This window comes from Clavibacter rahimiani, from assembly GCF_052654495.1.
In genome coordinates, this window is sequence record NZ_CP199790.1 from 2,427,559 (window position 1) to 2,438,121 (window position 10,563).

Consider the following 10,563-nt stretch of genomic DNA (forward strand, 5'->3'; position numbering starts at 1 on the left):
ACGACGAGGCCCGCCGCCCGCGCGCCCCCGCGAGGGGGTGCGACGGACAGCGGGCCGGGTCGTGCGGGCCGATCAGGCCGCGGGCGGCTGCTGGTCGCGCAGCGCCTCGCGGAGCCGGCGGCGCTCCTGCTGCTGGTCGGGATCCGGCAGCGGCACCGCGGCGATGAGCTTCTGCGTGTACGGGTGCTGCGGGTTCCGGAGGATGGACTCGGTCGGCCCCTGCTCCACGATCTTCCCGTGGTTCATCACGACGATGCGGTCGGCGAGGAGGTCGACCACCGCGAGGTCGTGGCTCACGAACAGGCACGCGAACTGGAGCTCCTTCTGGATCTCCTGCAGCAGCGCGAGCACGCGCGCCTGCACCGACACGTCGAGCGCCGACGTCGGCTCGTCGGCCACGAGCACCTTGGGCCGGAGCGCGAGCGCCCGGGCGATGCCGACGCGCTGGCGCTGGCCGCCCGACAGCTCGTTCGGGTAGCGGTTGCGGAAGCTCCGCGGGAGCTCCACCTGCTCGAGCAGCTCCTCGACCCGGTCGCTCTGCTGCTTCTTCGAGAACTGGCCCGAGAGCTCGAGCGGCTCGCCGATGCTCTGGCCGATGGGCCAGCGCGGGTTGAGCGAGGATCCCGGGTCCTGGAACACGATGCCGATCTCCCGGCGCACGGCACGCAGGTCCTTCTGCGAGATGCCGGTCATGCGGCGCCCCGCGACCGTCATCTCCCCGCCCGCGACGGGCAGGAGCCCGACCGCCGCGCGCGCGATGGTCGTCTTGCCGGACCCCGACTCGCCCACGACGCCGACGACCTCGCCGGGGTGGATGTCGAAGGAGGCACCCGACACGGCCCGGAACGCCGGCACGCGGCCGAGCTTCGGGTAGTCGATGTCGACGTCCTTGAGCGAGATCGCGGGCTCCGTGGTGCGGGCCGCGATCTCGACCTGCGACGCCTCGCCCGTGCCGAGGTGCGGCACCGACGCGAGCAGCTGCTTCGTGTACGGGTCCTTCGGCGCCTGGAAGATCTCGCGCACCGAGCCGCGCTCGACGATCCGGCCGCTCTTCATCACGATGACGTTGGTCGCGAGGTCGGCGACCACGCCCATGTCGTGCGTGATGATGACGATCGCGCTGTTGAGGCGCTGGTGCAGCTTCCGCAGCAGGTCGAGGATCTCGGCCTGGATCGTCACGTCGAGCGCCGTGGTGGGCTCGTCGGCGATCAGCATGTCCGGGTCGCACGACAGCGACTGGGCGATCATGGCGCGCTGGCGCTGGCCGCCCGACAGCTGGTGCGGGTAGGAGTCGAACGCCTTCTCCGGGTCCGGCATCTCCACGAGCTTCAGCAGCTCGAGCGCGCGCACCTTGGCGGCCGACGGGATGATCGACTGGTGGACCCGCAGGGCCTCCACGATCTGGAAGCCCACCGTGTACACGGGGTTGAGCGCCGTCATGGGCTCCTGGAAGATCACGGCGATGTCGTTGCCGCGGGCCTTCCGGAGGGTCGCCTGGTCGGCGCCGACCATCTCGACGCCCTTGAGCTTGGCGCTCCCCCGGACCCGGCCGTTCTTGGGCAGCAGGCCCAGCAGCGACATGGAGCTGACGCTCTTGCCCGAGCCGGACTCGCCGACGATCGCGAGCACCTCGCCCGGGTTCACCTTGTAGTCGATGTCGATGGCCGCGGGGATCCACTCGTCGCCGACCCAGAAGTCGACGCCGAGGCCGGAGACCTCGAGGATGGGGACGATGGCGTCCGCCCCGTTCACGTGAGCGCTCATGCTGCGGCCTCCTGGCTGCTGGGGACAAGGGGTACGAGGGGCGTCCGGGCGGGCCGTGGGACGATGAGGCCATGGATCAGCCCGTCGTCATCCGCCCGTCGTTCGGACGTCTGCTGACCGTGATCGTCTCGGCGATCGCGGCGCTGGTGCTCGTGAGCACCGTGGTCGGCGGTCGCGCCGACCTCCTGCCGACGCAGGCGTGGGGACCGCTCCTGCTGGCCTACGCCGCGTGGCTCGTCTTCTGGGCTCCTCGGGTGCGCATCGCCACCGAGGGCGTCGAGATCCGCAACGTCTTCCGCACGCACGACATCTCGTGGCCCGCGATCCGTCGCGTCGACACCAAGTGGGCGCTGAACATCACGACCGCCCACGAGCGCGTCACGGCCTGGGCCGCTCCGGCGCCCGGCCGGCACTCGAACGCGTACATCACCACGAACGAGGAGCGGAACCAGCCGCACCTCAGCGCGATGATGCAGGACGCGCGCCGCGGCGATCTGCCGCGCACCGACTCCGGTGACGCCGCCACGGTGATCCGCCTGCGCCTCGCCGACCTCGCCGAGGCGGGCCACCTGGGCGGCCCGGTCGAGGAGGAGGCGCGACGCGTGCGCACGCACTGGGCGGAGATCGCCGTGCTCGCGGTGCTCGTCGTCGCGACGGTGCTGAGCGGCCTGCTCTGAGAGCCGGGCCCCGAGGGGCCGACGACCGACGGCGATGACCGTCATCGGCCGTCCGCGCCGTCGGGCGCCTGGCCCTCGGCGGGACCGTCGGCCTGGGCGCCCGGTCGGGCGGACCCGACGGGCGGCGGCACGCGCACGCCCTCCGCGCCGGATCCGGCCTGGGGACCGGAGTCCCGTCCGCCGCGGCCCGTGAGCATCGCGAACATCTGGCGGTAGGGGCCCTGTCCGCCCGGCATGCGGCGCTGGCGGGGGTCGAACGCGTCGCGCAGGCCGTCCCCGATGAAGTTGATGCACAGCGCGATGATGATGATGAACAGGCCCGGGAACCAGAACAGCCACGGCCGGGTGGCGAAGGCCCCCTGGTACTCGTTGATGATCTGGCCGAGCGAGACGTCGGGCTTCACGATGCCGAAGCCGAGGAACGAGAGCGCCGCCTCGAGCAGGATCGCCGCGCTCATGAGCAGCGTGGTCGACACGATGACGACGCCGATGGCGTTCGGCAGGATGTGCCGGAACACGATGCGGCTGTTCGAGGCGCCGGCGACGCGCGCCGCGTCCACGAACTCCCGCTCGCGGAGGCTGAGGAACTCGCCGCGCACGAGGCGCGCGAGGCTCGGCCAGCCGATGAGCCCGAGGACGATGCCGAGCACCACCGCGCCCAGCCCGCCGAAGGTGCGTCCGAGGACGGCCGCGATCACGATGACCGGGATGACGATGATCAGGTCGGTGAAGCGCATCAGGAGCGAGTCGATGCGGCCGCGGAAGAAGCCGGCGATGGCGCCGACGACGATGCCGATGAATGCCGCGATGATGCCGTACAGCACCATCACGACGATGGACTGCTGCGTGCCGCGCATGACGCGGGCGAAGATGTCGCGGCCGATCTCGTCCTGGCCGAAAGGGTGGACGCCGAACTGGAACGGCAGGACCCAGGTGGGATCGCCGCCCTGCACGATGGGCGAGACGTCCTCGTAGTTCCACATCCACCAGCCCGGGATGCGGAACCCGAAGAACTGGATGCCGACGGACGAGTACACCAGGATCGCCATCAGCGCCAGCACGACGAGCGCCGTCATGGCGCCCTTGTGCCGGAGGAATCGACGTCGTACGACGGTGCCCTGGCTGAGGCCCTCGATCTCGCGCTGCTCGATGGTCAGCTCGGAGTTGGCGCCGCCCTCAGGCAGGCTCGGGTCGTTGTGGGGGTCGTTGGGGTTCCCCATCAATGCGTTCGTCATGTGTCAGCTCACCCGGATTCGAGGATCGAGGACCGAGTAGAGGATGTCGGCCAGCATGTTGAAGATCACGGTCAGGATGCTGGTGATCAGGATGAAGCCCATCAAGGGGTTGAGGTCGGTCCTCGTCAGGGCCTCCTGGAAGATCGAGCCCATCCCCTTCCAGGCGAAGATCGTCTCCGTGATCACCGCGCCGCCGATGAGGGCGCCCACGTCGAAGGCGATGACGGTCGCGACGGGGATCATGGCGTTGCGGAACGCATGGCGCATGATCACGGTGCGCTCCGTGAGGCCCTTCGCGCGTGCGGTGCGCACGTAGTCCTGGTTCATCACCTCGAGGAGGCTCGCCCGCGAGTAGCGCGAGTAGCTGGCGACCGAGATGAGGAGCAGCGCGATGGTCGGCAGGAGGAGGTGCGTGTAGCTGTCGAGCATGCCCTGCCAGACCGAGCCGTTGAGGCCGGGGGTCACGGCACCGACGGTGGCGATGGGGCGTCCGCGCGTGTTCTGCACGTAGTCCGGCCACACCTGCATGACGCGGTCGACGATGATCAGCAGCGCGACGAGCCCGCCGGTGATGGCGGCGCCGCGGGCGACGATCGGCTTGTCGTTCTGGCCGACGACGTAGCCGACCACGATGCCGATGATCACGAACGCGGCGATGAGGACCAGCGTGATCCACCAGGGCGCGGAGACCGTGAGCACGTACTGGAGCGGGAACCAGAGCGCGGCCCCGAGCGCGGCCATGCCGAGCGCCGAGTAGAACGCGCGCCGGTTGCGGAGGCCGGTGGACAGCGAGGTGATGAGGACGGCCACCAGGGCGCCGAGCGCGGCGATGAGCAGGATGCCGAGGCCGGGCCGGGCGAACCACTCGGTGACCGTGAGGTACGTGAGCACGACGGCGGTGATGACCGTGGCGGAGCCGAAGACGACGAGGCGCGGCTTGGGGTCGCCGCCGATGACGCTCATCCAGACGAAGCCGGAGAGGAGGGACAGCACCACGATGACGAGCGGCGGTATCGAGGGGTCCGTGAGGAAGTCGTTGAAGCCGATGGCGACGTACTGCTTGAGGAGCACGGCCACGAAGAAGACGGGGAGGGAGAAGAAGAGGAACGACGAGAACGTGATGGTGTAGTCGTACCCGCTGTACTGGCGGAGGGCCGTCGTCATGCCGACGGCGACGCCGATGATGACGGCGATGATGGTGGCGATGGTCACGAGCTGGATGGTCTGGGCGGCCGCCGTCGCGATCATGCCGTTGACCTCGCGGCCGTCGATCGCGCGACCGAGGTCGATCTGCCCGATGAACACCTTCAGGACGCCGGCGAGCCAGTAGAAGTAGCGCAGCGGCGGCGGGACGTCGAGGTTCAGGGCCTCGGTGCGCGCGGCGATGAGCGCATCCCTGTTCGGCGACGGCGACTCCCGCAGATCGGCGAGCGGATCACCCGAGTTGGCGGCCAGGTTGTAGATGATGAAGCTGGCGCCCAGGAGGACGAAGAACGACGCGACGAGGCGTCTCAAGACGAAGGTAAGCACAGGGCGACGACGTCCCTTTCTGTGTTCGGCCAGGGCTCGTGACCCGACCCGACGAGAGCATACGCGGCCGGATCCGAGGATCACGAATCGGCAACGGACATGGAGAGGGTGCCGAGGCCAGGTGGCCTCGGCACCCTCACGCTCACCCCGTTCGGGGGCGGGCGTTCACTGCATCCGTGCTACTCGGCAGAGGAGTCCGCCGGTGCCCACTCCCAGAAGTTCCAGAAGAACGTGGGCGAGAGGAAGGCCGGCTTGACGCCCGACACCGTGTCGCTCCAGGCCGTGAGGCCGGGGAACTGGAAGATCGGCGTCGTCCAGCCCTGCTGCTGGATGAGGGTCTCGGCCTGGATGAGCAGATCGCGCTGCTTGTCCGGGTCGATCTCGGTGTCGAGCTGCATGAACAGGTCGTCGATCTCCGGGTTGGACCAGCCGTAGTAGTTGTTGATGCCACCGGTCTGGTAGTTCGGGCCGGACTCGCCGACCGCGAGGCTCGTGGACTGCCATCCGAAGAGGGCGATGTCGTACGAGTCGGTCTTGCTGGAGAGGTCGGCGCCCCACGTCGCGCTGTTCACGTCGATGAGGTTGAAGCCGGCCTGGGCGGCGGACTGGCGCATGAGCTCGAACTCCTGCTGGCGACGGGTGTTGCCCTGGCCGTACAGGACGCGGGCGTCGATCGTGCCCGTCACGCCGGCTTCGGCGAGGTCCGCCTTGGCGCCCTCGATGTCGACCGCCTGCTCGGCGTAGCCGTTCTCCTCGACGGAGGCCTCGTAGTTCTCCGTGCCGGGCACGAAGACGTTCGAGTTGCGGAGCTCCGCGTCCTCCTGGAGGGGCTTGATCAGCTTCTCGAGGATCTCCTCGCGCGGCAGCGTCTTGAAGAACGCCTCGCGGACTGCCTGCGCCTTGGCGGCGTCGCCGCCGTAGGTCGCGGGGTCGAACGGGCCGCCGTTGGTGACCTGGAGGTCGACGTGCTCGTACGTGCCCTCGGCCTGGCCCTTGTACTCGACGCCGCTGAGGCCCTGGACCTGCTTGAGGAGGTCAGCCGTCGGCTGGCCGGACGCGATCGAGACCTCGCCGTTCTCGAGCGCCTGGATCTGCGCCTGCGGGTCCGCGATGAATCGCACCGTGATCTTCTGGTACTTCGGCTTCTTGGTGCCGGTGTACTCGGGGTTCGCGGTGAGCGTCACGTACTGGTCGGCCTTGAGGTCCGAGATGACGTACTGGCCGGTGGCCAGCGTCTTCTGCGCCTCGGCCGGCATGTCCGAGTAGCGGTAGCCGTCGTTCCAGATCTTGGAGACCGGGGCGAGGACGCTGGCGTCCTTGTCCTGGATGCCCTTGATGAGCTTGTCCTTGGCGTCCTCGGCCGAGAGGTCCTCGTCGGGGAACGCGAGCTGCGTGGTGCCGTGCGCGGAGACGCCGACGCCGTTGCCGGTCGCGACCTCCCAGTCGACGTACGGCTTGTCGTACGTGTACGTCAGGCTGCGGCCGTCGTCGCCGATCTCGGGGGTCTCGGTGACGAGGCCGAGGCGGGTGTCCGCCACGGCGCCCGAGTTGAAGAAGACCTGGTCGTCGCCGGTCGTGACGGCGCCCGTCTCCTCGTCGGTCTGGACCTCGTCACCGCCGACGGTGTTGACGTTCGTGGTGTTGGCCGCCCAGTTGAGCAGCATGTCCGCGGCGTCGACGGGCGTGCCGTCGCTCCACTTGACGCCGTCCTTGACGGTGAACTTCACGACGAGCGGGTCGTCGGAGACCTTCTCGTAGCTCCCGAAGTCCTCGTCCTTGACCAGGGTCGGGCCGTCGTCGTAGTAGTTGAACGACCGGTTCGTCAGGTAGACGATGTTCGTGTTGGCGGTCGCGTTGCCGGTCGCCGAGAGGTTGTTGTACTCGAGGAACGGGTCGTTCCAGGCCACGGTGATCTCAGAGCCGTCGATGACCTCGGACTCCTGAGCGGGCGCAGAGCAGCCGCTGAGGACGAGGGCACCGGAGACGATGACGGCACCAGCCGCTGCGAGGCGTCTGATTTTCAATGTTCCTCCTGTGCATGGGAATGGCGCGGACCCACCGTGCGTGCGGTCGGCCGCGCAGATATGAATGACCCTAGGTACGCCTGAGAGTCTTTGCAAAAACTGGGCCCAAACGTTACACACCGGTAACGCGGACGCGCGGATCCGCGCGTGGGAGTCCGGATCCGTGCGTCCTGACGGGCGGGATCGCGTGTTCCCGCCGCTCGCGGCGACGGATCGCGTCGTCAGGGGCCTCTCGGACCACGTCCGGCCGACGGACGGTGCGTGCCTGCCGCGCGCCTAGGATCGGCCCGTGCCCGTCGCTCCCGCCCTCCCCCGCGACGCGCGTCCGCCGCTGCGGCGCTCCATGCGGACCAGGCTCCGGATCGAGATCGCGATCGTCCTCGGGCTGTCGCTCGGGGCCAGCGCCGTGTACTCGGTCCTCCGCATCGTCGACCTGTCGACGCGGTCGGAGTCGCTCGGATCGCAGAGCGCCACCATCAACCGGAGCCTGAACGACCGGCAGGTGTTCGACCTCCTGTACCAGCTGCTCGACGTCGCCACGGCCCTCGTGCCGGTGGCGCTCGTGCTCTTCCTCCTGTGGCAGCCGGGACGCAGCGCGTTCCGGCGCATCGGGCTCGACCTCGCGCGCCCGGGACGCGACGTCGCCGCCGGGTTCGGGCTGGCCGCGCTCATCGGGGTGCCGGGGCTCGGGCTCTACTTCGCCGGCCGGGCGCTCGGGATCACGGTGGACGTGGTGCCCACCGCGCTCGACTCGTACTGGTGGACCGTGCCGGTGCTCGTGCTCGTCGCCCTGCGCGCGGCGCTGCAGGAGGAGGTGATCGTCGTCGGCTACCTCTTCACCCGGCTCGGCCAGCTCGGCTGGGGGCGCGGCCGCCTCGGCATGTGGAGCGTGATCCTCGCGGCCGCGGTGCTCCGCGGGAGCTACCACCTCTACCAGGGCTACGGACCCTTCGTCGGGAACGTCGCGATGGGCGTCGTGTTCGGCTGGTGCTACGTGCGGTTCGGCCGGACGGCGCCGCTCGTGGTGGCCCACCTGATCCTCGACGTCGTGAGCTTCGTGGGCTACCCGGTCGCGCTCGCGCTGCTGCCCGGGGTGTTCGCCTGACAGGTGTTCGTGCGCTGCCGGGGGCGTGACCCTGGCGCATCCGGCGCACCTGTGCCTAACCTGGGAACGCCGCACGACGAGGTGCGGCCTCATCTCGAGGAGAACCCATGGGCGACGCCGCTCATCCGACCGGGGACCCCCGGCCGGCCGTCGACTACCTGGAGGTCGAGGACTCGGCCCGGTTCCGGGAGCTGAAGCGCGCGCACCGCAGCTTCGTCTTCCCGCTCGCCGTGGCGTTCCTCGTCTGGTACTTCGCGTTCGTGCTGCTGTCCGACTACGCGCACGAGTTCATGTCCACCCCCGTCCTCGGCAACGTGAACCTCGGGATCCTGCTCGGGCTCGGGCAGTTCGTCACGACCTTCGCGATCACCACCTGGTACGTGAGCCGGGCGAACGCGCGCTTCGACCCGATCGCCGCGGAGATCCGCGCCGACCTGGAGGAGCGGGAGCGCGTCGCGGTGCGGGGTCCGCGCGGGTCCACGCCGCCGAAGCGCCGGAAGGGCGGCCGGCGGTGAGCGCCGCGACCTCGGCGGTCCGGGCGACGACGCCCACGACCGACACCGGGGATCCCGTCCTCAACATCTCGATCTTCGGGGCGTTCGTCGTGATCACCCTCGTGATCGTCTTCCGCGCGAGCCGGAACAACTCGACCGCGGCCGACTACTACGCGGCCGGCCGCTCCTTCACAGGTCCGCAGAACGGCACCGCGATCGCGGGCGACTACCTCTCGGCGGCGTCATTCCTCGGGATCGTGGGCGCCATCGCCATCAACGGGTACGACGGCTTCCTCTACTCCATCGGATTCCTGGTGGCCTGGCTCGTGGCGCTCCTGCTCGTGGCCGAGCTCATGCGCAACACCGGCAAGTTCACGATGGCCGACGTGCTGAGCTTCCGGCTGAAGCAGCGGCCCGTGCGGCTGGCGGCGGCGACCACGACCCTCGCGGTCTGCTTCTTCTACCTCCTCGCGCAGATGGCGGGCGCTGGCGGGCTCGTCTCGCTGCTGCTCGGGATCGACGACCGGCTCGGGCAGTCGCTCGTGATCGCGGTGGTCGGCGCGCTCATGATCGTCTACGTGCTCGTCGGCGGGATGAAGGGCACGACCTGGGTGCAGATCATCAAGGCCTGCCTGCTCATCGCCGGCGCCGCCGTGATGACCGTGTGGGTGCTCGCGATCCACGGGTTCAACGTCTCGGAGCTCCTGGGCGCCGCAGCCGCGGCGGCCGACAAGCCCGTGCTCGAGCCCGGCAACCAGTACGGGGCCACGGGGATCACGAAGCTCGACTTCCTGTCGCTCGCGCTCGCGCTGGTGCTCGGCACCGCGGGACTCCCCCACGTGCTCATGCGCTTCTACACGGTGCCGACGGCGAAGGAGGCGAGGCGCAGCGTCGTCTGGGCCATCTGGCTCATCGGGATCTTCTACCTCTTCACCCTCGTGCTCGGCTACGGCGCGGGCGCGCTGCTCGGGAGCGAGCGGATCCTCGCGGCCCCCGGCGGCGTGAACTCCGCGGCGCCGCTGCTGGCGCTCGAGCTCGGCGGGCCGATCCTGCTCGGGATCATCGCGGCGGTCGCGTTCGCGACGATCCTCGCGGTGGTGGCGGGGCTCACCATCACGGCGGCGGCGTCCTTCGCGCACGACGTGTACGGCAGCGTCATCAAGAAGGGGCAGGTCTCCGCCAACGGCGAGGTGCGGGTCGCGCGGATCACGGTGGTCGTGATCGGGATCGTGTCGATCCTCGCGGGCATCGGCGCGAACGGACAGAACGTGGCGTTCCTCGTGGCGCTCGCGTTCGCGGTCGCGGCGAGCGCGAACCTGCCGACGATCCTGTACTCCCTCTACTGGCGGCGGTTCTCCACGCGGGGCGCGGTGCTCAGCATGTACGGCGGCCTCGGGACCGCGCTCGTGCTGATCGCGTTCTCGCCCGTGGTGTCGGGCGCGGAGACGTCGATGATCCCCGGGGCCGACTTCTCCTGGTTCCCGCTGAGCAACCCCGGGATCGTGTCGATCCCCGTCGGGTTCCTGCTCGGCTGGATCGGGACGGTGACGTCTTCGCGCAAGGAGGATCCGCTCGTCGCGGCCGAGATGGACGTGCGGTCGCTCACCGGGCACGGCGCGGAGAAGGCGACCGAGCACTAGGCGCGGGCGGCTCCTCTCGGAGACGCGCAGAGGGCGTCGGGACCCGTGGGTCCCGCCGCCCTCGTCGGTGCGTGCGTCGTGCGTCGCGCGTCAG

At 69.7% G+C, this 10,563-nt stretch carries 8 protein-coding genes; 4 read left to right on the plus strand and 4 right to left on the minus strand.

The window, feature by feature from the left end:
• Positions 1-72 precede the first annotated feature (72 nt).
• Positions 73-1,764 (minus strand): ABC transporter ATP-binding protein, encoded by a 1,692-nt coding sequence (locus tag ACT7CP_RS11445; protein WP_413963559.1) that lies wholly within the window; start codon positions 1,762-1,764, stop codon positions 73-75.
• 71 nt (positions 1,765-1,835) lie between these two features.
• Here ACT7CP_RS11445 and ACT7CP_RS11450 point away from each other — a divergent pair, with 71 nt between their 5' ends.
• The gene (locus ACT7CP_RS11450) at positions 1,836-2,441 is read left to right on the plus strand and encodes a PH domain-containing protein (RefSeq protein ID WP_445442315.1); all 606 of its coding nucleotides are present in this window, start codon (positions 1,836-1,838) and stop codon (positions 2,439-2,441) included.
• 41 nt (positions 2,442-2,482) lie between these two features.
• On the opposite strand, the gene ACT7CP_RS11455 is transcribed toward ACT7CP_RS11450, so the two are convergent.
• The 3 genes from ACT7CP_RS11455 to ACT7CP_RS11465 form a co-directional block, all read right to left on the minus strand.
• Complete coding sequence (locus ACT7CP_RS11455; protein ID WP_445442316.1) at positions 2,483-3,676, minus strand: ABC transporter permease; 1,194 nt, start codon at positions 3,674-3,676, stop codon at positions 2,483-2,485.
• A gap of 3 nt (positions 3,677-3,679) precedes the next feature.
• On the minus strand, positions 3,680-5,206 hold the full coding sequence (locus ACT7CP_RS11460; protein ID WP_445442317.1) for an ABC transporter permease: 1,527 nt from the start codon (positions 5,204-5,206) through the stop codon (positions 3,680-3,682).
• A gap of 179 nt (positions 5,207-5,385) precedes the next feature.
• Positions 5,386-7,230 (minus strand): ABC transporter family substrate-binding protein, encoded by a 1,845-nt coding sequence (locus tag ACT7CP_RS11465; RefSeq protein ID WP_445442318.1) that lies wholly within the window; start codon positions 7,228-7,230, stop codon positions 5,386-5,388.
• Between the two features lie 289 nt (positions 7,231-7,519).
• On the opposite strand from ACT7CP_RS11465, the gene ACT7CP_RS11470 reads away from it, so the two are divergent.
• From ACT7CP_RS11470 to ACT7CP_RS11480, 3 genes are all read left to right on the plus strand, one after another.
• Entirely contained in the window at positions 7,520-8,335 is an 816-nt protein-coding gene (locus tag ACT7CP_RS11470; RefSeq protein WP_445442319.1) for a CPBP family intramembrane glutamic endopeptidase, read from the plus strand.
• Positions 8,336-8,442: 107 nt separating this feature from the next.
• The gene (locus tag ACT7CP_RS11475; protein WP_413963565.1) at positions 8,443-8,850 is read left to right on the plus strand and encodes a DUF485 domain-containing protein; all 408 of its coding nucleotides are present in this window, start codon (positions 8,443-8,445) and stop codon (positions 8,848-8,850) included.
• Positions 8,847-10,469 (plus strand): solute symporter family protein, encoded by a 1,623-nt coding sequence (locus ACT7CP_RS11480; protein WP_445442320.1) that lies wholly within the window; start codon positions 8,847-8,849, stop codon positions 10,467-10,469. Before ACT7CP_RS11475 ends, ACT7CP_RS11480 begins: the two co-directional genes overlap by 4 nt.
• The last annotated feature ends 94 nt before the right edge of the window (positions 10,470-10,563 follow it).

Coding starts and splice junctions, on each gene's coding strand:
- ACT7CP_RS11445 (WP_413963559.1), bottom strand. CDS start 1,764: ATGAGCGCTCACGTGAACGGGGCGGACGCCATCGTCCCCATCCTCGAG.
- ACT7CP_RS11450 (WP_445442315.1), top strand. CDS start 1,836: ATGGATCAGCCCGTCGTCATCCGCCCGTCGTTCGGACGTCTGCTGACC.
- ACT7CP_RS11455 (WP_445442316.1), bottom strand. CDS start 3,676: ATGACGAACGCATTGATGGGGAACCCCAACGACCCCCACAACGACCCG.
- ACT7CP_RS11475 (WP_413963565.1), top strand. CDS start 8,443: ATGGGCGACGCCGCTCATCCGACCGGGGACCCCCGGCCGGCCGTCGAC.